Annotated in this window: 24 protein-coding genes; 10 read left to right on the plus strand and 14 right to left on the minus strand. The window is 62.4% G+C overall.

The genetic code is table 11. The annotated features are described in order from the left end of the window. Window positions 1-2 precede the first annotated feature (2 nt). The gene (locus ACSSNI_RS00915) at window positions 3-458 is read right to left on the minus strand and encodes a metallophosphoesterase family protein (protein ID WP_200640001.1); all 456 of its coding nucleotides are present in this window, start codon (window positions 456-458) and stop codon (window positions 3-5) included. 103 nt (window positions 459-561) lie between these two features. On the opposite strand from ACSSNI_RS00915, the gene ACSSNI_RS00920 reads away from it, so the two are divergent. Beyond that, window positions 562-1,680 (plus strand): NAD(P)/FAD-dependent oxidoreductase, encoded by a 1,119-nt coding sequence (locus tag ACSSNI_RS00920; RefSeq protein ID WP_200640000.1) that lies wholly within the window; start codon window positions 562-564, stop codon window positions 1,678-1,680. Here ACSSNI_RS00920 and ACSSNI_RS00925 read toward each other — a convergent pair whose 3' ends face one another. Together ACSSNI_RS00925 and ilvD are read right to left on the minus strand one after the other, a co-directional pair. Further along, on the minus strand, window positions 1,681-3,072 hold the full coding sequence (locus ACSSNI_RS00925; RefSeq protein ID WP_200639999.1) for a uracil-xanthine permease family protein: 1,392 nt from the start codon (window positions 3,070-3,072) through the stop codon (window positions 1,681-1,683). It abuts the gene before it with no gap. 298 nt (window positions 3,073-3,370) lie between these two features. Further along, entirely contained in the window at window positions 3,371-5,209 is a 1,839-nt protein-coding gene (gene ilvD, locus ACSSNI_RS00930) for a dihydroxy-acid dehydratase (protein ID WP_200639998.1), read from the minus strand. A 477-nt stretch (window positions 5,210-5,686) separates the two neighbouring features. Between ilvD and ACSSNI_RS00935 the strand changes: the two genes are divergently transcribed. Then, window positions 5,687-6,535 (plus strand): poly(ethylene terephthalate) hydrolase family protein, encoded by an 849-nt coding sequence (locus tag ACSSNI_RS00935; RefSeq protein WP_200639997.1) that lies wholly within the window; start codon window positions 5,687-5,689, stop codon window positions 6,533-6,535. Between the two features lie 62 nt (window positions 6,536-6,597). Here ACSSNI_RS00935 and ACSSNI_RS00940 read toward each other — a convergent pair whose 3' ends face one another. After that, entirely contained in the window at window positions 6,598-7,794 is a 1,197-nt protein-coding gene (locus ACSSNI_RS00940; protein WP_200639996.1) for a class I SAM-dependent rRNA methyltransferase, read from the minus strand. A gap of 188 nt (window positions 7,795-7,982) precedes the next feature. Beyond that, window positions 7,983-8,522 carry a type 1 glutamine amidotransferase domain-containing protein gene (locus ACSSNI_RS00945; protein ID WP_200639995.1) on the minus strand — a complete coding sequence of 180 codons (540 nt, stop codon included), beginning with the start codon at window positions 8,520-8,522 and terminating at the stop codon, window positions 7,983-7,985. 117 nt (window positions 8,523-8,639) lie between these two features. Here ACSSNI_RS00945 and ACSSNI_RS00950 point away from each other — a divergent pair, with 117 nt between their 5' ends. The 3 genes from ACSSNI_RS00950 (at window position 8,640) to ACSSNI_RS00960 (ending at window position 10,830) form a co-directional block, all read left to right on the plus strand. Continuing rightward, window positions 8,640-9,503 carry an HDOD domain-containing protein gene (locus tag ACSSNI_RS00950; protein WP_200640700.1) on the plus strand — a complete coding sequence of 288 codons (864 nt, stop codon included), beginning with the start codon at window positions 8,640-8,642 and terminating at the stop codon, window positions 9,501-9,503. Between the two features lie 57 nt (window positions 9,504-9,560). Further along, entirely contained in the window at window positions 9,561-10,373 is an 813-nt protein-coding gene (mutM, locus tag ACSSNI_RS00955) for a bifunctional DNA-formamidopyrimidine glycosylase/DNA-(apurinic or apyrimidinic site) lyase (RefSeq protein WP_200639994.1), read from the plus strand. Window positions 10,374-10,488: 115 nt separating this feature from the next. Then, on the plus strand, window positions 10,489-10,830 hold the full coding sequence (locus ACSSNI_RS00960; RefSeq protein WP_102836638.1) for a multidrug transporter: 342 nt from the start codon (window positions 10,489-10,491) through the stop codon (window positions 10,828-10,830). 226 nt (window positions 10,831-11,056) lie between these two features. On the opposite strand, the gene ACSSNI_RS00965 is transcribed toward ACSSNI_RS00960, so the two are convergent. The 5 genes from ACSSNI_RS00965 to ACSSNI_RS00985 form a co-directional block, all read right to left on the minus strand. Further along, window positions 11,057-11,308 carry a YfhL family 4Fe-4S dicluster ferredoxin gene (locus ACSSNI_RS00965; protein WP_045423623.1) on the minus strand — a complete coding sequence of 84 codons (252 nt, stop codon included), beginning with the start codon at window positions 11,306-11,308 and terminating at the stop codon, window positions 11,057-11,059. A gap of 139 nt (window positions 11,309-11,447) precedes the next feature. Then, complete coding sequence (gene coaD / locus ACSSNI_RS00970) at window positions 11,448-11,930, minus strand: pantetheine-phosphate adenylyltransferase (RefSeq protein WP_029404817.1); 483 nt, start codon at window positions 11,928-11,930, stop codon at window positions 11,448-11,450. Window positions 11,931-12,035: 105 nt separating this feature from the next. Further along, complete coding sequence (locus ACSSNI_RS00975) at window positions 12,036-13,631, minus strand: GMC family oxidoreductase (RefSeq protein ID WP_200639993.1); 1,596 nt, start codon at window positions 13,629-13,631, stop codon at window positions 12,036-12,038. A 42-nt stretch (window positions 13,632-13,673) separates the two neighbouring features. Then, window positions 13,674-14,210, minus strand: a complete 537-nt coding sequence (locus tag ACSSNI_RS00980; RefSeq protein WP_200639992.1) for a twin-arginine translocation pathway signal protein — start codon at window positions 14,208-14,210, stop codon at window positions 13,674-13,676. Window positions 14,211-14,235: 25 nt separating this feature from the next. Beyond that, window positions 14,236-15,666 carry a coniferyl aldehyde dehydrogenase gene (locus ACSSNI_RS00985; protein ID WP_200639991.1) on the minus strand — a complete coding sequence of 477 codons (1,431 nt, stop codon included), beginning with the start codon at window positions 15,664-15,666 and terminating at the stop codon, window positions 14,236-14,238. Between the two features lie 134 nt (window positions 15,667-15,800). Between ACSSNI_RS00985 and ACSSNI_RS00990 the strand changes: the two genes are divergently transcribed. Then, window positions 15,801-16,460: a TetR/AcrR family transcriptional regulator gene (locus ACSSNI_RS00990; RefSeq protein ID WP_200639990.1), complete on the plus strand. Its 660-nt coding sequence runs from the start codon at window positions 15,801-15,803 to the stop codon at window positions 16,458-16,460. Between the two features lie 30 nt (window positions 16,461-16,490). On the opposite strand, the gene ACSSNI_RS00995 is transcribed toward ACSSNI_RS00990, so the two are convergent. The 4 genes from ACSSNI_RS00995 to ACSSNI_RS01010 form a co-directional block, all read right to left on the minus strand. After that, a complete protein-coding gene (locus ACSSNI_RS00995; protein WP_200640698.1) occupies window positions 16,491-17,471 on the minus strand; it encodes a hydrolase in 981 nt (326 codons plus the stop codon). Between the two features lie 117 nt (window positions 17,472-17,588). Next, complete coding sequence (rsmD, locus tag ACSSNI_RS01000) at window positions 17,589-18,188, minus strand: 16S rRNA (guanine(966)-N(2))-methyltransferase RsmD (RefSeq protein ID WP_200639989.1); 600 nt, start codon at window positions 18,186-18,188, stop codon at window positions 17,589-17,591. Continuing rightward, window positions 18,188-19,738: a M16 family metallopeptidase gene (locus ACSSNI_RS01005; RefSeq protein WP_200639988.1), complete on the minus strand. Its 1,551-nt coding sequence runs from the start codon at window positions 19,736-19,738 to the stop codon at window positions 18,188-18,190. Before ACSSNI_RS01005 ends, rsmD begins: the two co-directional genes overlap by 1 nt. Next, entirely contained in the window at window positions 19,731-21,083 is a 1,353-nt protein-coding gene (locus tag ACSSNI_RS01010; protein ID WP_200639987.1) for a M16 family metallopeptidase, read from the minus strand. Before ACSSNI_RS01010 ends, ACSSNI_RS01005 begins: the two co-directional genes overlap by 8 nt. A 238-nt stretch (window positions 21,084-21,321) precedes the next feature. Here ACSSNI_RS01010 and ftsY point away from each other — a divergent pair, with 238 nt between their 5' ends. From ftsY to rpoH, 4 genes are all read left to right on the plus strand, one after another. Further along, complete coding sequence (ftsY, locus tag ACSSNI_RS01015) at window positions 21,322-22,662, plus strand: signal recognition particle-docking protein FtsY (RefSeq protein ID WP_200639986.1); 1,341 nt, start codon at window positions 21,322-21,324, stop codon at window positions 22,660-22,662. After that, the gene (gene ftsE, locus ACSSNI_RS01020) at window positions 22,659-23,330 is read left to right on the plus strand and encodes a cell division ATP-binding protein FtsE (RefSeq protein WP_073299191.1); all 672 of its coding nucleotides are present in this window, start codon (window positions 22,659-22,661) and stop codon (window positions 23,328-23,330) included. Before ftsY ends, ftsE begins: the two co-directional genes overlap by 4 nt. Continuing rightward, window positions 23,327-24,337 (plus strand): permease-like cell division protein FtsX, encoded by a 1,011-nt coding sequence (ftsX, locus tag ACSSNI_RS01025; RefSeq protein WP_200639985.1) that lies wholly within the window; start codon window positions 23,327-23,329, stop codon window positions 24,335-24,337. Before ftsE ends, ftsX begins: the two co-directional genes overlap by 4 nt. 107 nt (window positions 24,338-24,444) lie before the next feature. Next, entirely contained in the window at window positions 24,445-25,299 is an 855-nt protein-coding gene (gene rpoH / locus ACSSNI_RS01030) for an RNA polymerase sigma factor RpoH (RefSeq protein WP_102836648.1), read from the plus strand. Window positions 25,300-25,318: the final 19 nt, after the last annotated feature.

The following is a 25,318-nucleotide window of genomic DNA, read 5'->3' on the forward strand; positions in this document are numbered from 1 at the left end:
GCTTAACCCAGCGTCACCAGCTGCGCGCGCGGCTGGCCGTCCTCGATGTCCAGCAGCGCCAGGCTGATAGGTAAGGTGAAGCGGCGGCGGCCTGCGCTTCCCGGGTTGAGGTAAAGCACGCCGTTGACCTGCTCGATCTTTGGTTGGTGCGAATGGCCGGCAATCACCACGTCGACCTGCTCTGCAATCGGGTCGATGCCCATCGTCTTGACGTCGTGGGTGACGTAGACGCGCAAGCCGCCGATTTCCAGGTCCAGATGCTCCGGGACCTCCGCCGCCCAGTCACCGCTGTCGACATTGCCGCGGATCACATCGAGCGGCGCCAGTGCGCGCAGCCCCTCTAATACCTCGGGTTTGCCGATGTCGCCGGCGTGGATGATGCGCTCGCAGCCTTGTAGCGCCGCGAGGGCCTCAGGGCGCAGCAGGCCGTGAGTGTCGGAGATGACGCCGATGCGCATGGTGGCTCCCGTTTTCGAAATTGCCTGAGGGTTGGGCAAGCGAGACTTGGCCCTGGTTCGATCTTGCGGCAGTCTGGCGCTCGGCTAAACGAAGGGGAAACAAATGGAGCAGGTCGATTGCGTCGTGATCGGGGCCGGCGTGGTGGGGCTCGCAGTCGCGCGGGCACTGGCCCTGGCCGGGCGCGAGGTGTTGATACTGGAAGCCGAAGCGGCCATCGGCACCGGCACCAGCTCACGTAACAGCGAAGTCATTCATGCCGGCATCTACTATCCGCAGGGTTCGCTGAAGGCACGGCTGTGCGTGGCCGGGCGCGACGCGCTTTATGCCTTCTGCGAGAGCCACGGCGTTCCCTACCGGCGCTGCGGCAAGCTGATCGTTGCCACCGATGACTCGCAATTGGCGGGACTAGATGCGTTACAGGCGCACGCCTTGGCCAATGGCGTAGACGATCTGCAGCGGCTCAATGGCGCTGAGTTGAAGGCATTGGAGCCGCAGCTCAACGCCGTGGCTGGCCTGCTGTCGCCTAGCACCGGGATCGTCGACAGTCACGCCTTGATGCTGGCGCTGCAGGGTGATGCCGAAACCGCGGGCGCGTTGCTGGCCTTGCTGGCACCAGTGGAAGCTGTTGAGGTGATGGATGACGGCTTGAAACTGGACGTCGGCGGAGCTGAACCGATGACCTTGCTCGCCAAGACGCTGATCAATTGCGCAGGCCACGCAGCTCCTGCGATTGCGTTGCGTACCAAAGGGTTGCCTGTCGACAAGGTGCCGCCGCGCTATTTCGCCAAGGGCAGTTATTTCAGCCTGGCGACTGCCACGCCGTTCCGCCATCTGGTCTATCCGATGCCCGAGCCTGGCGGCCTGGGCGTGCATCTTACGCTGGACCTCGGCGGGCAGGCGCGTTTCGGCCCGGACGTGGAGTGGGTCGACAGCCTCGATTACAGGATGGATGAAAGCCGCGCTGAAAGCTTCTACGCGGCGATACGACGTTACTGGCCGGTATTGCCCGATGGTGCGCTGCAGCCGGCGTACACCGGCATTCGGCCGAAGATCAGCGGGCCCGGCGAGCCGGCAGCGGACTTCTATATCGACGGGCCTGCCGAGCATGGCATTGCGGGGCTGGTGAACCTGTTCGGCATCGAATCACCAGGACTGACGGCTGCCCTGGCGATTGCCGATGAGGTCTGCCGGCGCCTCGCTAAGGAAGCGCGGACCGGTTGATCAGACGGGATCCTGCTCCGCACTTGCTGGCGACTCGGGCAGGAACCAGTTCATCACCAGGGCGCAGATGCCGCCGGTGGCCACGCCGGATTCCAGCACGTTGCGCAGCGCTACCGGCAGATTGGTGAGGAACTCCGGCACCTGAGAAAAGCCCAGGCCCAGCGCCAGCGATACGGAAATGATGAGCAACGCGCGACGGTCCAGCTTGATGCCCGCGAGGATATTGATGCCAGCGGCCGCCACCGCCCCGAACATCACCAGGGCGGCACCGCCCAGCACCGGCTCGGGCACTGCCTGCAGCACGCCAGCGACTGGCGGGAACAGTCCGAGAATCACCAGCATCACCGCGATCCACATGCCGACGTAGCGGCTGGCGATGCCGGTGAGCTGGATGATGCCGTTGTTCTGCGCGAACACCGAGCTGGGGAAGGTGTTGAAAAAGCCTGCCAGCAGCGAGTTGGCGCCGTTGACCAGTACGCCGCCCTTGATGCGCTGCATCCATAGCGGGCCTTCCACCGGCTGACGCGAAAGCTTGCTGGTGGCAGTGATGTCGCCGATGGCTTCGAGTGAGGTGACCAGATAGATCACCACCATCGGAATGAACAGGCTCCAGGAAAAGCCGAGGCCGAAGTGCAACGGCATCGGCACCTCGAACAGCTCGGCTTCGCGCATGCCGGTGAAGTCCAGCCGGCCCAAGTAGGCGGCCAGCGCATAGCCGATGGCTAGCGCGATGATGATGGCGCAACTGCGCATCCACTGCATGGGCAGGCGATTAAGCACGACGATGGCGGCCAATACCACGCCGGAGAGCAGCAGGTTTTCGCGACTGGCAAAGCTACCGTCGCCCATGGCCGCGTAGCCGCCACCCATGCTGATCAGACCGACCTTGATCAGCGTCAGCCCGATCATCAGCACCACGATGCCGGTCACCAGCGGCGTGATCAGGCGCTTGATGAAAGGCAGCACGCGCGAGACGCCCATCTCAATGAACGAGCCGGCGATCACTACGCCGAAGATCGCTGCCATCACGCCTTCGACCGGCGTGCCCTGCTTGACCATCAGCACGCCGCCCGCGATCAGCGGGCCGACAAAGTTGAAACTGGTGCCCTGCACGATCAACAACCCGGCGCCCAGCGGGCCGAAGCGCTTGCACTGTAGAAAGGTGGCAATGCCGGAGATCACCAAAGACATGGAGACAATGATGTTGGTGTCGCGCGGCGATACGCCGATGGCCTGGCAGATCAGCAACCCGGGCGTGACGATCGGCACGATGATCGCGAGCAGATGCTGCAGCGCGGCGAGAAAGGCAATCCATGGGCGTGGCCGGTCATCGAGGCCATAGAGTAGCGCTTCGTTCGTGTCGCTCGCGTTGAGCTGTTCGGGGGCGTTCATGGGCATCCTTGCGGATTGAAAAGGAGCGCGATTCTACTGAGCGCTGCCGGTCTCGCACAGGGCAAGCAGCCGGTAACCCGCAACGATCCACGTCGTGAGGTGGCCGCAGTCCACTGCGACAGCACGGCAAAGGCACCCGTCGGGACGTTGGGTCACCGTGCATGCCGACTGGGGGCGGTAGGCGTGTGCCCGGCGGACCAGATGGTGGCTCGAGTGCTGGAGCCTCGCTTGCTGCACAGCAGGCATAAAAAAGCCCGACACGACGGTCGGGCTTTCATTGCCGCTGTAGCGCGGACGATCAGCCGTCCAGCATCGCCTTGTTGCGCACCGCGCCCTTGTCGGCGCTGGTGGCGAGCAGGGCGTAGGCCTTGAGCGCGGTGGTCACCTTGCGCGCGCGTGGCTGAGCCGGCTTCCAGCCCTTCTTGTCCTGCTCGATACGGCGGTGGGACAGTTCTTCATCGCTGACCTGCAGCTGGATGCTGCGGTTGGGGATGTCGATCAGCACCTTGTCGCCATCGCGCACCAGGCCAATGGCTCCGCCCGCAGCGGCTTCAGGTGAAGCGTGGCCGATGGACAGGCCCGAGGTGCCGCCAGAGAAGCGGCCATCGGTGAGCAGCGCGCAGTCCTTACCCAGCCCCTTGGACTTCAGGTACGAGGTCGGGTAGAGCATTTCCTGCATACCGGGGCCGCCTTTCGGACCTTCGTAGCGAATGATGACGATGTCACCGGCCTTCACTTCGTCATTGAGGATGCCTTTAACAGCGCTGTCCTGGCTTTCGAAGATCTTCGCCGTGCCTTCGAACACATGGATGGATTCGTCCACGCCGGCGGTCTTCACAACGCAACCGTCCAGAGCGATGTTGCCGTAAAGCACGGCGAGGCCGCCTTCCTGGGAATAGGCATGCTCGACGCTGCGGATGCAGCCGTTTTCGCGGTCGTCATCCAGGCTCTCCCAACGGGTCGACTGGCTGAACGCCGTCTGCGTCGGAATACCAGCCGGGCCCGCCTTGAAGAAGGTATGTACGGCTTCGTCCTGGGTCTGAGTGATGTCCCATTGGGCGATGCCTTCAGCCATGGTGCGGCTGTGTACGGTGGGCACGTCGGTGTGCAGCAGGCCGCCACGGGCCAGTTCGCCAAGGATGGAGAAAATGCCGCCGGCGCGATGCACGTCTTCCATGTGGTACTTCTGGATGTTCGGTGCGACCTTGCACAGTTGCGGCACCTTGCGTGACAGGGCGTCGATGGCGCGCAGGTCGAAGTCCACCTCGGCTTCCTGAGCTGCTGCCAGGAGGTGGAGGATGGTGTTGGTGGAACCGCCCATGGCGATATCCAGGGTCATGGCGTTCTCGAACGCGCGACGGCTGGCAATATTGCGCGGCAGAACCGACTCATCACCTTCACCGTAGTAGCGCTGGCACAGCTCGACGACGGTACGGCCGGCGCGCAGGAACAGCTGCTCGCGGTCGCTGTGGGTCGCCAGGGTCGAGCCGTTGCCGGGCAGGGCAAGGCCCAGGGCTTCGGCCAGGCAGTTCATCGAATTCGCGGTAAACATGCCGGAGCAGCTGCCACAGGTCGGGCAGGCGCTGCGCTCGTATTCCGCGACCTTCTCGTCCGAGGCGGTTTCGTCGGCGGCGATGACCATGGCGTCGACCAGGTCCAGGCCGTGGCTGGCCAGCTTGGTCTTGCCGGCTTCCATCGGGCCGCCGGAGACGAATACCACCGGGATGTTCAGGCGCAGCGCGGCCATCAGCATGCCGGGTGTGATCTTGTCGCAGTTGGAGATGCAGACGATGGCGTCGGCGCAATGCGCGTTGACCATGTACTCCACCGAGTCGGCGATGATTTCGCGCGACGGCAGCGAATAGAGCATGCCGTCGTGGCCCATGGCGATGCCGTCATCGACCGCGATGGTGTTGAATTCCTTGGCGACGCCGCCGTGCTTCTCGATCTCGCGGGCGACCAGCTGGCCCAGGTCCTTCAGATGCACGTGGCCTGGCACGAACTGGGTGAAGGAGTTGGCGATGGCGATGATCGGCTTCTTGAAGTCTTCGTCCTTCATGCCGGTGGCGCGCCACAGCGCGCGGGCACCAGCCATGTTGCGGCCGTGCGTGGAGGTTTTCGAGCGGTAATCGGGCATGACGGTTCCTGCGGCTAATCAGCTGGTCGAGTGGTGCTAATGGTGAGCGTCACCTGTGCCGCATGCAACGGCAGGTAGCCTTGCGTGCGCAGGGGCCGGATCGAGGCGGGGTATCGCTCGGGCGGCCTGGGCTCATGGCCCGCCGGGGGATAGCGGCGAGGAATGCGGGCGATTCTACGCGCGTTACTGTCAGCGAGCCAAACGGCGCGATTACCGGCGCCCAACCAGGCTGAGCTGACCGCATCAACACTGGAGCTGATGACGCGTTATTCAGCCAGCGCCAAGCGAAGCCGTTCATCCGCTTAACCGGTGCCTGAGGTGGCGCAGTGAGTTTTGCTGGCTAGGGTTGGTTCGGGCTGGCTGGCCACCCGTAGTTCAGGATTCGGGCGGGTGGCCTGGGCGGTGCCTTGCGTCGGCTCGGATTTCGAGCAGGCGCCAACGTAGCTTCAGATAAATAGAACAAGAAGAGGAATACACATGCTCGACATCAAACTCGGCGGTATTGCCGCTGCGCTAGCCCTGGCGTTTTGCGGGTCTGCCATTGCTGCTTCGCTGCCGGACACACCCGGAGCGCCGTTTCCGGGCGTGACCAGTTTCGACCGTTCCGGCCCCTACGCCACCACCAGTCGCAGCGAAGGCCCGAACTGCCGAGTCTATCGGCCCGCCACTCTGGGGCAAGGCGGCGTGCGGCATCCCGTGCTGCTGTGGGGCAACGGGACCGGAACGGGGCCATCCGCGTATTCGGGCCTGTTGTCGCATTGGGCCAGCCATGGCTTCGTCGTTGCCGCGGCAGAGACCTCCAACGCCGGAACCGGGCAGGACATGCTGGCCTGCCTCGATTATCTGGTGCAGGAGAGCAACCGCAGCTTCGGTACCTACGCAGGCGTGCTCAATACTGGCCGCGTCGGGACTTCCGGTCACTCCCAGGGCGGCGGTGGTTCGATCATGGCCGGGCAGGATGATCGCGTGAGCGTGACCGCGCCCATCCAGCCCTACACCATTGGCTTGGGGCACGACCCGGCGTCACAGCAGAACCAGCAAGGCCCGATGTTCCTGATGTCCGGCGGTGGCGACACCATTGCCTTTCCCTATCTGAACGCGCAGCCGGTCTATACCCGGGCCAATGTGCCAGTGTTCTGGGGAGAGCGGCGTTATGTCACTCACTTCGAGCCGGTCGGTGATGGCGGGGCGTACCGCGGACCGTCGACGGCCTGGTTTCGCTACCACCTGATGGATGACGAAACGGCCCGCAGCACCTTCTATGGTCGCTTCTGCGGGTTGTGCACCAGTTACTTGTGGAGCGACCAGCGCAAGGGCATCGAGTAAGCGTCCGTCGAAGCCCTCGTACGCGTCTCGGTGCGAGGGCTTCGTCTGTCGTCAGAGACTGATCAGCTGTTGGGCAGGATGCGGCAGGTGATGCTCTTGATGTAACGGGTTTCAGGGATCGCTGGATGAACCGGATGGTCCGGCCCCTGGCTGCCGCGTTCGAGCAGTTGGATATTGCGGTCCAGATGCCGCGCGCTGCCGAGCAGGATGTTCTGCAGGTTGTCTTCTTCCAGGTGCATGGAGCAGCTGGCGCTGACCAGGATGCCGTCCTTGTTCAGCAGGCGAATGGCGGCTTCGTTCAGGCGGCGGTAGGCGGCTTCGCCGTTCTTGATGTCCTTCTTGCGCTTGATGAAGGCGGGCGGATCAGTGATGACCACATCGAAGCGCTCTTCGGCGTTCTTCAGCTCCCGCATCGCTTCGAAAGCATCGCCCTCGACGCAGGTCATCTTCTCGGCCACGCCGTTGAGCGCGGCGTTGCGCTCGACACCATCGAGCGCGAACGCCGAGGCATCCACGCAAAATACTTCGCTGGCGCCGAAGGACGCGGCCTGCACGCCCCAGCCGCCGATGTAGCTGAACAGATCGAGCACGCGCTTGCCTTTGACGTAAGGCGCCAGGCGCGCGCGGTTCATGCGGTGGTCGTAGAACCAGCCGGTTTTCTGGCCTTGCAGCACCGGGGCCTCGAATTTAACGCCGTTCTCTTCCAGCGCGACCCATTCCGGGACCACGCCAAAGGCGGTGTCGACGTAGCGCTCAAGGCCTTCGGCGTCGCGGGCGCTGGAATCGTTTTTCCACAGCACGCCGCGCGGCTTGAGCACCTGTACCAGCGCTTCGAGTACGGCGTCCTTGTTGCGCTCCATGGTGGCCGAAGCCAGCTGCACCACCAGATGATCGTGGAAGCGGTCCACCACCAGGCCGGGCAGCAGGTCTGAGTCGCCGTAGATCAGGCGGTAGCAGGGCTGGTCGAACAGGCGATCACGCAGCGAGAGGGCGACCTGGATGCGATGCACCAGCAGCGACTTGTCCAGGCTGTGCTTGAGGTCGCGGGACAGCAGGCGGGCGCAGATCAGGTTGTTCGGCGAGACGCCTACAATGCCCAGCGGCTTGCCCCCAGCCGCTTCGAGAATGGCCTGATCACCGGCAGCAAAACCGCTCAGCGGTGTGGCTGCGGTATCCACCTCGTTGCTGTAGACCCACAGATGGCCGGCGCGCAGGCGGCGGTCGGCATTGGCTTTGAGGCGCAGGCTGGGCAGGCTCATCGGGAGGCTCCGGGAAAAGGGCGCGATTATAGGCGAGCGGGCTGACAAAAGCGCTGGCAGGATGCAGAACGGGCAGCCGGTTGGTCCAACGTTGCTGGACGCGGTTGCTTCCAGCAGTGGGGTCTGATGAGGCATCGGTCAGGTCGCGTCGACCGGATTCGCGATGCCTCTGCGCGACGAGGCTGACGTCAGGCGGCGAGGGCTTTGACCAGCGCTTCGCTGAACGCCGGGATATCGTCCGGCTTGCGGCTGCTGATCAGATGACCATCGACCACGACCTGCTCGTCGACCCACTGAGCGCCGGCGTTTTTAAGGTCGTCGGTCAGCGATGGCCAGCTGGTCATCTTCTTGCCCTTGACCAGACCGGCCGAGGCCAATAGCCAGGCGCCATGGCAGATCACTGCGATGGTCTTGTTTGCTCGCGCGGCGTCGCGGACCAGCGCCTGAGCCATCTCGTCGGTGCGGATGGTGTCGGAGTTCACCACGCCGCCTGGCAACAGCACGGCGTCATAGTCTTCCATGCGAATGCTGTCGAAGGTCTTGTCGACGTGAAACTTGGTGGCCGGTGTGGTGTGGTTCCAGCCGGTGACCTCGCCGTTCGATGACGAAACGATCTCAGCAGTCGCGCCGGCATTTTCCAGCGCTTCCTTAGGGCCGGTCAGCTCGACCTGCTCGAAACCATCGGTTACCAGGATCGCTACGCGTTTGCCTTTCAGCGAATCGGCCATCTTGTTTCCTCCTCGTCGGATTGCAAAGTGATCTACTTGAATCCGACCATGAACTCGGCCAAAGTTCGCACTCTTTACTTAGTGGCCTTGTGCTATTCGCAAGGCCTGGCCGCCTTCATGTCCATCGAACTCACCGACGAACAGATCCGCAGCGTGCTGCAGGGGATCAGTGTTCCACCGCAGCCGCAGATCATGGTTGACCTGCAGATGGAACAGGTCATGCCTGATCCCGACCTGCGCGCGATTGCGCGGCTGATCAGCCAGGATCCGGGGTTGTCGGGCGCCTTGCTGAAAACCGTGAACTCGCCGTTTTTCGGCCTTGCCAACCGCATCGCTTCGATTCAGCAGGCCGTCAATTTGCTGGGTTGCCGTTCGGTGATCAATTTGATCAACGCGCAATCGATCCGCGGCGAGCTGACCGACGCCGCCATCGTCACGCTCAATCGTTTCTGGGATTCGGCGCAGGACGTGGCCAGCACCTGTCTGGCGCTGGCCAAGCGTATCGGTCTTCCGGCGCCTGATGAGGCCTATACCCTCGGTCTGTTTCACAACTGCGGCATCCCGCTGATGCTGACCCGCTTCCCCGGCTATATGGCCGTGCTGGAAGAGGCTTACGCCAGCGTTGGTCCCGAGACGCGCATCACCGACATCGAGAATCGGGTGCTCAATACCAACCATGCCGTGGTGGGTTATTTCGTCGCGCGCTCCTGGAAGCTGCCGCAGCACCTGTGTGAAGCCATCGCCAATCACCACAACGCCATGGCCCTATTCCGCGACGAGTGGAGCGATCCGCAGATCAAGACGCTATTGGCGATCCTGAAGATGGCCGAGCACATCTGCGCCTGTCATCGCGTATTAGGTGAGCAGCTGCAAGACCATGAGTGGGATGCCGTGGCGCAGCTGGTGCTCGAATACGTCGGCCTGTCGGAATACGATTTTGAATGCCAGCGCGACATCATTCGCGAACTGGGCGTCGGCTGACCCGGCTGCGCGTTAGCTGCTAAGGTCGCCATCCGGTCCACACTGCATATTTCTCTGATGCCCGAACTCCCAGAAGTTGAAACCACCCGCCGCGGTATTGCGCCGCACCTGGTCGGCCAGCGTGTCAGCCAGGTCGTCGTGCGAGAGCGGCGGCTGCGCTGGCCGATTCCAGACGATCTCGATGTGCGGCTGTCGGGCCAGCGCATCGAAGGCGTTGAGCGGCGCGCCAAATACCTGCTGATAAAAGCGGAAGTCGGCACCCTGATCGCACACCTGGGCATGTCCGGCAGCCTGCGTCTGGTTCCGGCGGATCTGCCGGTCGGCAAGCATGAGCATGTCGACATCGTGCTGGAGTCCGGCATGGCGCTGCGCTACACAGACCCACGGCGCTTTGGCGCGCTGCTCTGGAGCGATGATCCGCTGAGTCACGTGCTGCTCGCCAGCCTGGGGCCGGAACCGCTGAGTGATGCGTTCGATGGCGAGCGGCTGTACCAGATGTCGCGCGGACGCAGCATGGCGATCAAGCCCTTCATCATGGATAACGCAGTGGTCGTTGGCGTCGGCAATATCTATGCGAGCGAGGCGTTGTTCGCTGCCGGAATCGATCCGCGGCGTGCCGCCGGCGCAGTGTCCCGGGCGCGTTATATGAAGCTGGCCGTCGAGATCAAGCGCATCCTTGCCTACGCCATCGAGCGCGGCGGCACGACGCTGCGCGATTTTGTCGGTGGCGACGGCAAGCCGGGCTATTTCCAGCAGGAACTGTTCGTTTACGGTCGAGGCGGGGAGTTTTGTAAGAGCTGCGGCTCGACCTTGCGCGAAATTCGCCTCGGTCAGCGGGCCAGTGTTTATTGCGTACGCTGCCAGCGATGATCTCGCCTGAGTGCGCAGGCGTTGACGTTGTTCACGATCAATAACCGACGGCCGCTGCTATAGTGGCCAACACCACAATTACCTGCCTCGTATCGCCCAGCTGAAGGACCACACCATGAATCTGTTTCGCTCCACTGCTGTTGTCTTGGCTCTGACCACAGGTCTGCTGACGATGCCCGTGCAGGCGCAATCGGTACAGCAGAACGCCAGCGGCGATCCGATGTACACCGTCGAAGCTCCCAAAGCCTTTTCCATTGTTGGCGATCTGTTGATTGCGCGCCCGTTGCTGATCGCAGCCACCGCCATTGGCGCAGGGCTGTTCGTGGTCAGCTTGCCGTTCAGCGCCATGGGCGGCGGCATCAAAGAGGCGGGTCATGCGCTGGTCGTCGAGCCAGGCGCTGCAGCCTTTGCTCGCTGCCTGGGCTGCACCCGCGTCGGCTACAACCGCCAGGACTGAATCCCCGGCCAGCACCAGCCGGTCGGAACTGCAACGACCTGCCATTCACGGCTCCGCCGCTTCACTGCGTGCGGAGCCGTGCTGTTTCCGGCGTTCGATTCTGTTTCGCTGGATTGCCGGCAAGCGTAGCCAGGCGTGTGAGTGCCAGCCTGTAGTGAGGTCGTTTGTAGTTTAAGGCGAGAGGGGGTGCTGACCTCACCGCTCGGGTGAGGTCGAAAAAAATGAATCAGGCCTTTCCGGTGATGATCATGTACTTCTGCATCAGCTCGTCCTTGCTCTCGACATTGCTCTCGTCGAGGGGGATGCAGTCCACCGGGCAGACCTGCTGGCACTGCGGTTCGTCGTAGTGGCCGACGCACTCGGTGCAGAGGTTCGGGTCGATGACGTAGATTTCCTCGCCTTGGGAAATTGCGCTGTTCGGGCACTCGGGCTCGCACACGTCGCAGTTGATACAGTCATCGGTGATTATCAGGGACATCCAGCTGGCTCCAGCTGCGGCATCTGCCGCAGCGCAAGTAATAACGACGCGCCAATTTTGCCGCATCGACTCGCCCGGTGCACGCGGCAGTGATCACCCTTTTGTCGCTAAGTGTCCGCCGCGCAAAGGCTGGAGTGCTTCAGCGCGAGCCGTAGCGCTCGGTCAACGCCTTCATAACCGAGGGGTGAACGAATTTGCTGACATCGCCCCCAAGCCGGGCGATCTCGCGGACCAGGGTCGAGGAAATATAGGAGAATTTTTCCGATGGCGTCAGAAACAAACTCTCCACGTCCGGAACGAGCTGACGGTTCATGTTGGCCAGCTGGAACTCGTATTCGAAGTCCGAAACCGCCCGCAGACCGCGCAGCAGCACATTGGCTTTCTGTTCGGTGACGAAGTGCGCCAGCAGAGTGGAAAACCCCATCACCTTGACGTTCGGCAGGTGCGAGGTCACTTCCTTGGCCAGTGCAACGCGTTGTTCCAGCGGGAACAGCGGATTCTTGTTGGGGCTGGCAGCGACGGCAATGATGACTTCATCGAACAGGCGCGAGGCGCGCTCGACCAGGTCGGTATGGCCCATGGTGATCGGGTCGAAGGTTCCCGGATACAGCACTCGATTCATCGCGGCGTCCTGACGCTTGCGTGGGGGGTGGATGGTAGCGGCTCGGTGTCGGCAGCGTAAAGCATCAAAGCGGATGGCTGCCGAATGTCAGCACAACGAAGCCGTTCATGGGTTTTTCAACCTTTCGGCCAATTGACTCGAGAGGTTCGCGGCAAGGCCATAGATGGACAATTGCGGGTTGGCACCGATGCTGGTGGGAAACAGCGAACCGTCGTGGATCGACAGGTTGTCCAGCTGATGATGCCGGCCAAGGCTGTCAGTGACCGCCTCACGCGGGTCTTCGCCCATGGCGCAGCCTCCCATCACATGGGCGCTGCCTAGGCGGGTGCGGTACAGCTCCAGACTCAGTCCATCGATCATCTGGCGCGCTTGTTCGAGGCTGGTGGCATGACTGGCGTCGCTGTGCAGCGGCAGGACGGTTCTGGCGCCCGCAGCGAACTGGACCTCCGCCATGCTGTGGTAGGCGCGGCGAATCCCGTCCCAGGTGTAGGGCGTCATCCGGTAGTCGAGGGTGGGGGTGCCGTCGCTACGTAGCAGAACCCTGCCCTCGGCGCTGTCAGGGTGAAAGCCGTCGCGCATCAGCGCAATCATGGCATTGGTATGCGGCAGCTGCTCCATGCGCAGGGCATTGTCGATCCCTCCGCGGCCGAGCAATGTTGCGGCCAGGGCCGGGTGGATGGGCGGCACTTCAAGCTTGTAGGACATACGCCCGGCGGTGCCGTCATCCCATTGGAACTGATCGGAATAGATCGACTGAGGCGCGCCGTAGAACGGGTTGATCACCTGCTCGAACTGGGCGGCGGAGAAATTCACCAGATGCAGAAAGGTGCGTTTACCGACGCGCTGATGTGGGTCGGGCGCATCTGAGCGCAACAGGATTGCCGGTGTGTTGATCCCGCCGCCAGCGAGGATGTAGTGGCGAGCACGCACCCGAATCTTGTGGCCGGTCGGCGCGACGCTGCGCGCATCCATGGCGAGGCACTCCAGTGCGGTGACGCGCGACTTGTCCAGAACAAGGCGTTCGGCACGGGCGAGGTAAAGCAGCTCGCCGCCCGAATCCAGAGTGGCCGGGATGGTTGTCACCAGCATCGACTGCTTGGCATTGGTCGGGCAGCCCATGCCGCAGTAACCCAGGTTCCAGCAGCCTCGCACGTTGCGCGGGATCACCGCCCAGCTGTAACCGAGCGCTGAACAGCCATCGCGGATCACCTGATTGTTGGCGTTGGGCGGCAGTGGCCATGGCTCGATGCCCAGGCGCTGTTCCATGCGTTCGAACCAGGGCGCCATGGATTGTTCGGAAAGCCCTTTGACGGAATGTTCGCGCGCCCAGTGCTCCAGGGTGGCAGCTGGGGTACGGAAACTCGATGTCCAGTTCACCAGTGTCGAACCGCCGACGGCGCGGCCCTGCAGGATGGTGATGGCGCCGTCCTTGCTGGTACGGCCGATCGCCTCCTGATAGAGCGAGGCGTAGGCGGACGGCTCCTGCATGTCGAAGTCGCGGCTGCTGCGCAGCGGGCCCTCCTCGATCAGCAGTACCTTGTAGCCGGCTGCGCTGAGTAGCTCTGCACTGGTGGCACCGCCAGCCCCGCTGCCAACGATGGCAATGTCGGCGTCGAGTGTAAGGTCCCGTTCGAGCTGCGAACCGTCATGGGTCTTCCAGCCGCGGGCTATACCTTCGGCAAAGGGGTCGGTAACAGGCATTGCGGATTCCTCAAGGCGGTCGAGCGGTCACTGCATTCACTGCTAGATAACCGGCGGGCCGGGGTAGCCGCAGTGACGCCAGGATTCCGGTCGGCCATACCAGGCCATCAGGATCATCTGCTGAAGTGAGGCATGACCTTGGCGCAACAGTGCGACCGAGCTGTTCTCCCATCGCTGTAAAAACGCCTGTACCTCTCCATCCTGCGCCTGTTCCCAGGCGCCCCATATGCCAGTCAGCGGGCCGCGGGTGAGGGTAAGAGAGAGCAAATCAAACAACTGCTGCACCTGTTTCAACACGGCGGGCGACAGATGGGCGAGCCCTTGATCGAGGTTCGTCAGGGTGCCCTGCACGGCGCTGGGCATGCTCGATTCCGGCACCGCACCCTCCAGCAGGACTGGCATCAGGCGCTGTAGCATCGGCAGGTCGCTGTCGCGCAACTGCGTGAAGCCCGCAGCAGACCGCTCGGCACGACAGCCGGACAAACTGCCGAGCAGGCCTGCGCCGGCCAAGGCGGCGCTGCCAAACAGCCCAACCCTGAGAAGGCTGCGGCGGGAAAATGATCGCTCGGTACTGGTCATTGTTGTTGTCACCGATTGCGCTTTTTCAACGCACGAAGAACTTGTAGACCAGCTTCTGCAGCGCCTTGCCGTAAGGGGGGTAGATCATCCGGGCGGCATTGAAGCGCTGCTTGATGAATACCCCCTTGGCCTTGCTGAACGTAAGGAATCCGTCGTGCCCGTGGTAGTGGCCCATCCCTGACGGGCCTACCCCACCAAAGGGCAGATCATCCTGTGCGACATGCAGCAGCGTGTCGTTGAGGCAGACACCGCCAGAATGGGTATGACGCAGCACATGGCGCTGCTCGCTCCGGTCGTAGCCGAAGTAATACAGCGCCAGTGGGCGTGGACGTGCGTTGACATAGGCGAGCGCCTGATCGATCCCGTCATAAGGCACCACCGGCAGCAGCGGCCCGAAGATCTCGTCGTGCATGACCTGCATCTCGTCGGTGACGTCGAGCAGCAGGCAGTGCGGCATGCGCCGTTCCTGTCCCTGTTCGAACAGCGGGAGCAGGCGCGCACCCTTGGCCTGGGCATCGTCCAGATAGCCCTGCAAGCGGGCATGCTGCCGCCGGTTGACGATGGAGGTGTAGTCCGGGTTGTCCGCCAGCTGTGGATAAAAACGCTGGACGACCTTTCGATAGGCCTCGACAAAGTCATCAATGCGCTGCCGTGGGACCAGTACGTAGTCCGGCGCGACACAGGTCTGCCCGGCATTGAGCGTCTTGCCAAAGGCGATGCGCTCGGCAGCGTCGGCGAGCGGCACGTCGTTCGAGACGATAGCGGGCGATTTCCCGCCCAGTTCGAGTGTCACCGGGGTCAGGTTTTCTGCGGCGGCTCGCATGACGTGCCGGCCTACGCTGGTACTGCCGGTGAACAACAGGTGATCGAAAGGCAGCTTGGAAAACGCGATGCCCACATCCGCCTCGCCAAGGACAACCGCGACCTGGTCCTCGGGAAAGATCTGTGCGAGCAAGTCCTTGAGTAGCTGGCCGGTAACCGGTGTCGACTCGCTCATCTTCAGCATCACCCGGTTGCCGGCAGCCAGCGCGCCGATCAGCGGGCCGATCGCCAGATACAGCGGGTAGTTCCACGGCACGATAATGCCGACCACTCCAAGCGGCTGATAGACGACGCGGGCGCTGGCGGGCTGAAAGGCCAGCCCGACACTGCGCCGAGAAGGCTTCATCCAGCGCGGCAGGAGGCGTTTGGCGTGGCGAATGCCATGCAGGCTGGGCATGATCTCGGCGAGTCGAGTCTCGTCAGCCGAGCGGTTACCGAAATCCTCACTGATCGCATCAACCACCGGCTGCTGATGACTGGAGAGCAAGTCATGCAGCGCCTCTAGCCACTGCAGACGATCCGCTGCAGTAGGGCTGGGATAGGCCTGAAAAGCACTGCGCTGACGCTCGAATAACGCCTGCAAACGCTCGGTTTCGAGATGGGTGGGATGCGAATACACAGCGTCGGCAAGCATGAACGATGCTCCGGAAAGGCGACAGATCGGAGATTTCTAGAGTAAAAACTCTAAACTGTCAAACCTGTGCGCGTTCACGGCGGTCGGGTTACCTTTGCGTCCCGGCTCTAGCACGACGAAAGTAGCTTTCCGCAATGTCCCCGAAACCAAGAACCCGCGAGCGCATCCTGCAGGCCAGCCTTGAGCTGTTCAACGCCCAGGGCGAGCGCAGTGTGACCACGAATCACATCGCTGCGCACCTGGAGATTTCGCCCGGCAACCTCTATTACCACTTCCGCAACAAGCAGGCGATCATCGCCGAGTTGTTCGATCGTTATGAGCGGAATGTCGATGGATTTTTGCAACTGCCGGAAGGCCGGGCGCTGACCATCGAGGACAAGACCGGGTACCTCGAAGCGCTGCTCTCGGCAATGTGGGACTACCGTTTCGTGCACCGTGATCTTGAGCATCTGTTGAGTGGCGACGACATGCTTGCCGAGCGCTACCGGCTGTTTGCCAGACGCCATTTGCTGAGTGCGCAGAGGATCTATCAAGGCTTCGTCGATGCCGGAATCCTCCAGATGACGCCTCCCCAGGTAGAAGCACTGGCCGTCAATGCGTGGATCATCATGACGTCATGGGTGCCCTTTCTCTGTACCGTGGACGGTTCCGAGGACATACGCATGGATAGAAACATGCTCCGTCGCGGGATCTTTCAGCTGCTGGCGCTAGAGGAGGGGTTCGTCACAGACGCTGCGCGCCTCGGCGTTTCAAGTTTGTTGGCGCAACTGCACGCCCCGATCATGAACGGTTGAGCGGCCAGCCAGCGATACCTGTCTTGCCTGTCATGTCTGCTCCAGCCACTCCGGTATCCGCCGCTCCAGGTAATAGCTTGGCTTGAACGGCGAGCCCTCGACGAAGCCGACGTGCCCGCCGGTCTTATGCAGTTCCAGCGTGGTGGTGGCTGAAAGCTCATCGGGTTCTGGCACGCTGTGGCGAAATACAAACGGATCGTCCTCGGCTTGGATTAGCAGGGTAGGGATGCGGATGTCCGGCAGGAAATAGCGGCTCGAGGCCCGGCGGTAGTAGTCGCGGGCATCCGTATAGCCGTGCAGCGGGGCGGTGAAGCGGCCATCGAAGTCCCAGAAGGTGCGCATGCCCTCCAGCGATCCCAGGCGCTTCAATGCCGAGAGATGGGCGTCATGACCCGTGCTTGCGAAGAGTCGCTGCTTGTCCCTGACATAGGCGACCATCTCGCGCATGAAATGCGCCTGATACACCCGCGAAAAGCCAAGTCCGATACGGTCAGCGCACTGGTCCAGGCGAAAGGGTACGGAAACCGCCACGGCCCTTTGCAGCGGCGCGGCGCGGCCGGTCTCGCCAAGGTATTTAAGTAGCACGTTGCCCCCTAGCGAATAACCCACGGCATAGAGCGGCGCCAATGGCCGTGCGGCCTGTAGGTGAGCGATCACTTCGGTCAGGTCATCGCTGGCGCCGGAATGATAGGCGCGCGGGAGCAGGTTCGGCTCGCCAGAGCACCCTCGCCAGTTAATGGCGACGCTTGCCCAGTTTCGGCTCGCCAATTGCCGTTGCAGGCCGAGCACATAGAGCGAATTCGATGAGCCGGTCAGGCCATGCAATACCAACACGAGCGGTGCCTCGGGATCATGTGGCCCGTGCCAATCTAGATCGATAAAGTCTTCGTCTGCCAGCCATAACCGCTCTCGCCGGCGCTGAAGCACAGGCGTTCGGCGGCAGAACGGGTTCCATAGCGTTTGCAGGTGGCCGCCGGGCAACCACCAGGCCGGGGCGAAGGGGGAATCCATTTCAGGTGCAAAGTCTGTATCGGGAATGGTGGCGGACATGATCACCCTGGGTCGATTGCAATGCGATCCGTGCGGCCTGGTTGCTGGGTCCAACCAGGCCACGGCGCGGCCTGAGCCTTACGCTTCGCCGGTGCGCTCCCACAGCGCGTAGTTCACCTTGCCCGCCTGTTTTTCGCGGTGCAGACGCCAGTTGCCAGGCAGGCCGAGGCTGGAAGGGGCGGCTTCGCTCTCGGTGTAAACCCAGGCGTGCTTCGCCAGCCAGCCTCGGTTCTCCAACAGTTCGCAGGTGGGCTGCAGCAGGTTCTTGTTGAACGGCGGATCGAGAAACACCAGGTCGAAGGGGGTCGGGTTCTGGGTTTCGAGATAGCGCAGTGCATCGCTCTGTAGCAGCTGACCCTGGCCACACTTGAGCGTGTCGAGATGCTTACGCAGGTTGGCAATGGCATTGGCGTTCACATCCAGCGCGAGGGCCATACTGGCACCGCGCGAGAGGGCTTCTAGGTAGAGCGCGCCACTACCGGTAAAGGGGTCGAGCACGCGCGCACCGGAGAGGTAGGGCGCGAGCCAGTTGAACAGCGTCTCGCGCACGCGATCAGGTGTCGGTCGCAGGCCCTCGGCGTCGGGGAAGCCGAAGCGACGGCTGCGCCATTCACCGCCGATGATACGCAACTGGCCTTGGCCCCCATGGGCGGACGGGCGGACGGGTGGATTGGCCATCAATGCTCCGGAACGCTGCTGGGTTGTTCGAGGGGCTTCGTGCTCGGCGGGGGCAGCGGCTTCTGCTCAACCTGCGGACCTGCGGTGACAATCACGAAGTCGTCCGGGCTCAGATGCTTGTTCATCGCGGCCTTGACGTCTTCGACCGACAGCGCCTGGACCTGTTGCATGAAGTCTTCAAGGTGGGTCAGCGGCAGGTCATAGAAACCGATGCTTCCCAGTTGGCCGACAATGTCGCTGTTGCTTGCCGTCGACAGCGGAAAGCTGCCAGCGACTTCGCGCTTGCTGCGCGCCAGCTCAGCGTCGGTTGGACCCTTCTCCAGATATTCGGCCACCAGACGCTGAACCAGCTCCAGCGTGCCTTCAGCCAGTTCGGCACGGGTCTGCAGATTGATCATGAACGGGCCGGCGACCTGCATTGGACTGAAGCCGGAATAGACGCCGTAGGTCAGCCCGCGTTTTTCGCGCACCTCCTCCATCAGACGCGTGCCGAAACCGCCGCCGCCGAGAATCTGATTGCCTAGATACAGCGCGGCGTAATCGGGATGGCCACGAGGAATGCCCAGTTGCGCCAACATCAGGTGGGTCTGGTTGGAGGGGAATTCGATGTTTTGAGTGCCAGCGGTTGGCTCGCTGGGTGACGGCGGGGGCGCTAGCGCGGGGCCTTGCGGCAGCGCTGCGGAGACCTGCGCGGCGATGGTTTCGGCTTCCTCGCGGCTGAGGTCGCCAACCAGCGCAATTACCGCGTTACCGGCGGTGTACCCCTTCTGATGAAACGCGCGCAGCTCTGCGACGCTGATGCCCGGGATCGACTCTGGCGTACCTTCGCTGGGATGAGCATAGGGGTGATCGCTGTAGAGCTGCTCGAAGAGTTCAAGGCTGGCCAGCTTGCCCGGGTTCTGCTTCTGGAATTCAAAGCCTGCCAAGACCTGATTTTTGATTCGCTGCAGCGAGTCGTCGGGAAAGCTCGGTTGGCCCACGACCTGACTGAACAGCTGCAGCGCCGGCTCGCGCTTGTCCGGCTCGCTGAGACTGCGCAGGCTGGCGACCGCCATGTCGCGGTAGGAGCCGTTGCCGAAATCTGCACCTAGGCCTTCGAAGCCTTCGGCAATCGCGGTGACGTCCTTGCCTTCTATGCCCTCGTTGAGCATGGCGTTGGTCAGCATGGCCAGGCCCGGCACGCCATCATCCTGGCTGCTGCCCGCAGCAAAGGTCAGGCGCAGGTCGAACATCGGCAACTGATGCGCCTCGACGAACAGCACCTTGGCGCCGCCGTCGGTTTGCCAGCTCTGGATGTCGAGTTCACGACGGGCCAGCGGCTTGTCGCCGAGCTCGGCCAGTGATTCGAGCTTTGTGCTGGCGGCTTCGGCCTCTTTGGCCTCAATGGCGATGGCCTGTCCGGACTCGGCCGGTGTGGCGACGGTTTCTTCGGTCGGTACCGGAATGGATGCGACGGCATCGCCGGCTTCTTCGTTGCAGGCGGCCAGGCCGAGGCAGGACGCCAGCGCCAGGCCGAGCAGGCCGCGACGCAACAGGTGGCGATCACTCATCGCTGGACTCCTCGGGTAGAACATGGGCAACGCTCAGGCGCGAGCGAGTGAAGTAGGTGCGAGCAGCCTGCTGGATGTCCTCGGGCGTAACGGCTTCGAGGGCGCTGAGCTCTTCGTCCATCAGCCGCCAGGAGAGCCCGACAGTTTCGAGCTGACCGATGGTGGTCGCTTGCTGGGTGATGGAGTCGCGCTCGTACACCAGCCCGGCGATGACCTGAGCGCGGACCCGCTCCAGCTCCTCGGCCGATGGTGCGGTCTCCTTGAGCTGTTCCAGCTGCTTCCAGAGACCGGCCTCGACTTCTTCCAGCGTTCGGCCTTTCTGCATGTTTGGCGCGGCGCTCAAGGCGAACAGCGTGTCGCCGCGGGCGTAGGCGTTGTACCAGGCCGAGGCGCTGGTCACTAACTCCTCGCCTCGTTCGAGTTGCTGGGGCAGGCGCGCGCTGTAGCCGCCGTCGAGCAGCGCGCTGATCAGCCGCAGCGCATGGATTTGCCTTGGGTTCTCACTGGTGGCCAGGCTCGGCGTGTTGAAAGCCATGATCAGACTGGGGACCTGGGTTTGCACATGCAGGCGTAGTTGGCGCTCACCGGGCTCGTCCAGTTCCAGCGGACGTTTGGCATTGGGTACGTCCTGTTTCTTGATCGGCCCGAAGTAGCGTTCGGCCAAGGTGCGGACTTCGTCGACCGTAACGTCGCCGACCACCACCAGGGTTGCGTTGTTCGGGGCATACCAGCGCTCGTACCAGGTGCGCAGGTCCTCGACGGTCATCCGCTTGAGATCGGCCATCCAACCAATGGTCGGGATGTGGTAGCCGCTGGCTGGGTAAGCCATGGCCTCGAAACGCTCGAAAGCCAGCGCGCTGGGCTTGTCGTCGGTGCGCAGGCGGCGCTCCTCCATGATCACTTCTATTTCGCGCTCGAATTCCTCTGCCGGCAGTTTGAGAGTCGCCAGGCGATCGGCTTCCAGTTCGAAGGCCACTGCCAGGCGGTCGCGCGCCAGTACCTGGTAGTAGGCGGTGTAATCGTCGCTGGTGAATGCGTTTTCTTCGGCGCCCAGTTCGCGCAGGATGCGCGAGGCCTCGCCAGGGCCAAGCTTGCGGCTGCCCTTGAACATCATGTGTTCGAGGGCGTGGGACAGGCCGGTCTGTCCGGGCGACTCATAGCTGGAGCCGACCTTGTACCAGAGCTGGGAGACCACTATCGGCGCCCGGTGATCTTCTCGGACGATCACCTTGAGGCCGTTATCCAGAAAGAACTCGTGGGTGGGCTGGGCTTCGGCAGCCATGACCAGCGGTAGGTACAGGGTGCCGAGTAGCAGGGCTGCGGCGCGGCGTAGCATCAGAGGCATAAGAAGAAAGGCTCGTTCAGTGATCGATCCCGCCCGCGAGGACGCTGGCTGGTGAGGACACGCGGGCCATGGTACTGGGGCACTTGTGTCAGGGCAAAGGCATATGGAGATGCTTGCCGGTGCGGCAGGCTGGGCGGATGGCCACGCTTAGCGAAGGGCGATGCTCAATGCTAGGATAGCGCCCGTCTGGCTGGTGGCATGTCCACCGGCGTATCGCCCTCTTGAGAAAATCTTCTCCATGTTTGGTTCAAACGACGATAAGAAGGCGCCGGCCGAGGCTGGCGAGAAGAAAGGCTTGTTTGGCTGGTTTCGCAAGAAGCCGCAGTCACCAGCGGCCGAACCGCCGCCTGCCGAGCCGCTGGAAGACAGCCAGCCGTTCGCCGACGAGCCCGATACCGCATTGCCCGACGAGGCAGAGACGGTCGAAGAGTCCTCGCCTGCGGAGCCGGAGCCTGCCCAGGCGGAGCCCGAAGAGGAGCCGCAGATCAAGCCGGCCGCTGAATTGCAGCTTGAGGCAGAGCCCGAGCCTACGCCGGAGCTGGTTCAGCCTGAAGAAGAAGTGCCCGAATCGCCAGTGTTGGCCGAGATTGCCGTCGAGCCTGCCCCGGCACCGGTTGTCCAAGAGCCCCCAGCCAAGCTCGGCTTCTTCGCGCGGCTCAAGCAAGGTCTGTCGAAAACCAGCGCCAGCATTGGCGAAGGTATGGCCAGTCTGTTTCTCGGCAAGAAAGCCATCGACGATGACCTTCTTGATGAGCTGGAAACCCGCCTGCTGACTGCCGACGTTGGCGTAGAGGCCACCACGGCGATCATGCAAAACCTGGCGCGGCGAGTCTCGCGCAAGGAGCTGGCTGACAGCGGTGCGCTGTATAAAGCGTTGCAGGAAGAACTCGCCAGCCTGCTCAAACCTGTGGAACAACCGCTGCTGATTGACGGCAGCAAGCAACCGTTTGTGATCCTCGTGGTGGGTGTCAACGGCGTTGGCAAGACCACGACCATCGGCAAGTTGGCGAAGAAGCTGCAACTCGAAGGCAAGAAAGTCATGCTGGCCGCAGGCGACACCTTCCGTGCGGCTGCAGTCGAGCAGCTGCAGATCTGGGGTGAGCGCAACAACATCGCGGTAATCGCCCAGCACACGGGGGCGGACTCCGCTTCGGTGATCTTCGATGCGGTGCAAGCGGCCAAGGCCCGGGGCATCGATGTGCTCATCGCCGACACTGCCGGACGCCTGCATACCAAGGACAACCTGATGGAGGAGCTGAAAAAGGTCCGTCGGGTGATAGGCAAACTCGACGACACTGCGCCGCACGAAGTGCTGCTGGTGCTCGATGCCGGGACCGGTCAGAACGCGATCAACCAGACCAAGCAGTTCAATCAGTCGGTCGAGCTGACTGGCCTGGCACTGACCAAACTCGACGGTACCGCAAAGGGCGGCGTGATCTTTGCTCTGGCCAAACAGTTCGGCACGCCGATCCGATACATCGGCGTTGGTGAGGGCATAGATGACTTGCGAACCTTCGAGGCGGACGCCTTCGTCGATGCCCTGTTTGCCGAGAAGGGGACGGGCGGAGCCTCGTCATGATCCGTTTCGAGCAGGTGGGCAAGCGCTATCCCAACGGCCACGTCGGATTGCACGAGCTTTCCTTCCATGTGCAACGCGGCGAGTTCCTCTTCGTTACCGGGCACTCCGGCGCCGGTAAGAGCACCTTGTTGCGTTTGCTGCTGGCGATGGAAAGGCCCAGCAGTGGCAAGCTGCTATTGGCTGGCCAGGATCTGTCGCGAATCAGTAATGCGCAGATTCCGTTTCTCCGTCGGCAAATCGGCGTGGTGTTCCAGAACCACCAACTGCTGTTTGATCGCACCGTGTTCGACAATGCCGCATTGCCGTTGCAAATCCTCGGGTTGAACAAGCGCGAAATCGGCCAGCGTGTAATGACTGCGCTCGAGCGCGTCAGTCTGAAGGACAAAGCGCTGCAGTACCCCTCCGATCTCTCTACCGGTCAGCAACAGCGGGTCGGCATTGCTCGCGCCGTGGTGCACCGCCCGGCATTGCTGCTTGCCGACGAACCGACAGGCAACCTCGACCCGCGTCTCGCGGCTGAAATCATGGGCGTATTCGAAGACATCAACCGCCTCGGCACCACGGTGCTGATCGCCAGCCACGACCTGGCGCTGATTGCCCGCATGCGTCACCGCATGCTCACGCTGCAACGTGGCCGATTGATCGGCGACGGGGAGGCCACCCGATGAGCGCACCCGAGCAGAACCCGAATCCAGCAGAACGCGCGGGCGGTGTACGCAACAAGCCCGAGCAGCCGAAGAGCGATGAGCCGGACTTCAGCACCCTGTTTCATGCCTGGGTTGAAAGCCACCGAGCCAGCGTGGTGGACAGCGTTGGCAGGCTGATCAAGCAACCGATCGGTAGCTTCTTTACCTGCCTGGTCATGGCGGTCGCATTGAGCTTGCCGATGGGGCTGGCGCTGTTATTGGACAATGTCGAGCGGCTCGGCGGCTCCTGGCAGCGGGCGGCGCAGATTTCGCTGTTCATGCAGCTGGATGTAGACGGGACTCAAGGGCAGGTGCTGCGCGAGCAAGTCTTGGCAATGCCCGACGTGTCCGAAGCCAGCTGGATCAGTCGCGAGCAGGCGCTGGAAGAGTTTCAACAACTGTCGGGGCTCGGCGAGGCCTTGCGGGAACTGCCGGAGAACCCGCTGCCCGGTGTCATCCTGGTGACGCCCAACGAAGTTGATCGCGATAACCTCGAGGCGCTGCGCCAACGCTTGGCGGAGTTGCCTGGCGTCGAGCAGGCGCAGCTGGACCTGCTCTGGGTCGAGCGGTTAACCGCGATTCTCAAATTGGGTGATCGGTTCGTGTTCGGGCTTAGCCTGTTGCTGATCGCGACGCTGCTGCTGGTCATCGGTAATACCATCCGCCTGCATATCGAAAACCGGCGCACCGAGATTGAAGTGGTGAAGCTGGTCGGCGGTACTGACGGCTACGTTCGGCGTCCGTTTCTCTACATGGGCGCGTTGTACGGGCTGGGAGCAGGGCTGATGGCCTGGGTCTTGTTGGCTTATGGCCTCGGCTGGTTGAACGAGGCGGTTATAGGCTTGGCTGGCTTGTATAACAGTGACTTCGGTCTGGCAGGTGTGCCAGCCGATGACGGGCTCTCGCTCGTGCTGGGTGCCGTGCTGCTGGGTTATATAGGCGCCTGGCTAGCCGTGGCGAGGCATCTGAGTGAGCTTTCCCCCCGCTAACCTGTTGATTTGCATAGGATTATTAGGCTGTAAGGAAACTTTTCCACAGGCTTGCAGTCTCATGCGGCAGTGCTAAACTGCTGCAGCTTCATTTTTGGAGGACCTGCATGACATCTAATCTCCAACCTGTTCAAGCCCTGGTCCCGGGAGGCAATCTCGAGGCCTATGTGCAGACGGTCAACAGCATTCCGCTGCTCACGGTCGAGCAGGAACGCGACTTGGCTGGACGTCTGTTCTACCAACAGGACCTTGAGGCCGCCCGTCAGATGGTGTTGGCCCACCTGCGCTTCGTTGTACATATCGCCCGCAGCTATTCCGGCTACGGTCTGGCACAGGCCGATCTGATTCAGGAAGGCAACGTCGGCCTGATGAAGGCGGTCAAGCGCTTCAACCCGGAAATGGGTGTACGTCTGGTCTCCTTTGCCGTGCATTGGATCAAGGCCGAAATCCACGAGTTCATCCTGCGCAACTGGCGCATCGTCAAAGTCGCTACGACCAAGGCGCAACGCAAGCTGTTCTTCAACCTGCGTAGTCAGAAGAAGCGTCTGGCTTGGTTGAACAATGACGAGGTCGAGCGGGTTGCCGACAGCCTCGGTGTTGAGGCTCGCGAAGTCCGCGAGATGGAAAGCCGTCTCACCGGGCACGATATGGCTTTCGATCCCTCTGCCGATGCGGATGATGACAGCGCCTATCAGTCGCCAGCGCATTATCTCGAGGATCATCGCTATGACCCGGCGCGGCAACTCGAGGATGCCGATTGGAGCGATAACTCCAATTCGAATCTGCACGAAGCGCTGGACACGCTCGATGAGCGTAGTCGCGATATCCTTCAGCAGCGTTGGCTGAGCGATACCAAAGCGACTCTGCATGATCTCGCTGCCAAGTATGGGGTTTCTGCTGAGCGGATTCGCCAGCTTGAGAAAAATGCGATGAACAAGCTCAAGGGTTCCATTCAGGCTTGATAGTCCTAGCCTGAATCGT

Source organism: Stutzerimonas tianxiuensis, from assembly GCF_053470365.1.

What these genes read in the sequence shown, in the direction of transcription:
- ACSSNI_RS00975 (WP_200639993.1), bottom strand. Translation starts at nt 13,631, where the DNA reads ATGCCTGTTACCGACCCCTTTGCCGAAGGTATAGCCCGCGGCTGGAAG.
- ACSSNI_RS00985 (WP_200639991.1), bottom strand. Translation starts at nt 15,666, where the DNA reads ATGCTTGCCGACGCTGTGTATTCGCATCCCACCCATCTCGAAACCGAG.
- ACSSNI_RS00950 (WP_200640700.1), top strand. Translation starts at nt 8,640, where the DNA reads ATGTCCATCGAACTCACCGACGAACAGATCCGCAGCGTGCTGCAGGGG.
- ACSSNI_RS00935 (WP_200639997.1), top strand. Translation starts at nt 5,687, where the DNA reads ATGCTCGACATCAAACTCGGCGGTATTGCCGCTGCGCTAGCCCTGGCG.
- ACSSNI_RS00990 (WP_200639990.1), top strand. Translation starts at nt 15,801, where the DNA reads ATGTCCCCGAAACCAAGAACCCGCGAGCGCATCCTGCAGGCCAGCCTT.
- ACSSNI_RS00995 (WP_200640698.1), bottom strand. Translation starts at nt 17,471, where the DNA reads ATGGATTCCCCCTTCGCCCCGGCCTGGTGGTTGCCCGGCGGCCACCTG.
- ACSSNI_RS01005 (WP_200639988.1), bottom strand. Translation starts at nt 19,738, where the DNA reads ATGAGTGATCGCCACCTGTTGCGTCGCGGCCTGCTCGGCCTGGCGCTG.
- ACSSNI_RS00925 (WP_200639999.1), bottom strand. Translation starts at nt 3,072, where the DNA reads ATGAACGCCCCCGAACAGCTCAACGCGAGCGACACGAACGAAGCGCTA.
- ftsY (WP_200639986.1), top strand. Translation starts at nt 21,322, where the DNA reads ATGTTTGGTTCAAACGACGATAAGAAGGCGCCGGCCGAGGCTGGCGAG.
- ftsE (WP_073299191.1), top strand. Translation starts at nt 22,659, where the DNA reads ATGATCCGTTTCGAGCAGGTGGGCAAGCGCTATCCCAACGGCCACGTC.
- ACSSNI_RS00945 (WP_200639995.1), bottom strand. Translation starts at nt 8,522, where the DNA reads ATGGCCGATTCGCTGAAAGGCAAACGCGTAGCGATCCTGGTAACCGAT.
- ilvD (WP_200639998.1), bottom strand. Translation starts at nt 5,209, where the DNA reads ATGCCCGATTACCGCTCGAAAACCTCCACGCACGGCCGCAACATGGCT.
- ACSSNI_RS00920 (WP_200640000.1), top strand. Translation starts at nt 562, where the DNA reads ATGGAGCAGGTCGATTGCGTCGTGATCGGGGCCGGCGTGGTGGGGCTC.
- coaD (WP_029404817.1), bottom strand. Translation starts at nt 11,930, where the DNA reads ATGAATCGAGTGCTGTATCCGGGAACCTTCGACCCGATCACCATGGGC.
- ACSSNI_RS00960 (WP_102836638.1), top strand. Translation starts at nt 10,489, where the DNA reads ATGAATCTGTTTCGCTCCACTGCTGTTGTCTTGGCTCTGACCACAGGT.
- ACSSNI_RS00965 (WP_045423623.1), bottom strand. Translation starts at nt 11,308, where the DNA reads ATGTCCCTGATAATCACCGATGACTGTATCAACTGCGACGTGTGCGAG.
- ACSSNI_RS00915 (WP_200640001.1), bottom strand. Translation starts at nt 458, where the DNA reads ATGCGCATCGGCGTCATCTCCGACACTCACGGCCTGCTGCGCCCTGAG.
- ACSSNI_RS00940 (WP_200639996.1), bottom strand. Translation starts at nt 7,794, where the DNA reads ATGAGCCTGCCCAGCCTGCGCCTCAAAGCCAATGCCGACCGCCGCCTG.
- rsmD (WP_200639989.1), bottom strand. Translation starts at nt 18,188, where the DNA reads ATGGCCAATCCACCCGTCCGCCCGTCCGCCCATGGGGGCCAAGGCCAG.
- ACSSNI_RS01010 (WP_200639987.1), bottom strand. Translation starts at nt 21,083, where the DNA reads ATGCCTCTGATGCTACGCCGCGCCGCAGCCCTGCTACTCGGCACCCTG.
- ACSSNI_RS00980 (WP_200639992.1), bottom strand. Translation starts at nt 14,210, where the DNA reads ATGACCAGTACCGAGCGATCATTTTCCCGCCGCAGCCTTCTCAGGGTT.
- mutM (WP_200639994.1), top strand. Translation starts at nt 9,561, where the DNA reads ATGCCCGAACTCCCAGAAGTTGAAACCACCCGCCGCGGTATTGCGCCG.
- rpoH (WP_102836648.1), top strand. Translation starts at nt 24,445, where the DNA reads ATGACATCTAATCTCCAACCTGTTCAAGCCCTGGTCCCGGGAGGCAAT.
- ftsX (WP_200639985.1), top strand. Translation starts at nt 23,327, where the DNA reads ATGAGCGCACCCGAGCAGAACCCGAATCCAGCAGAACGCGCGGGCGGT.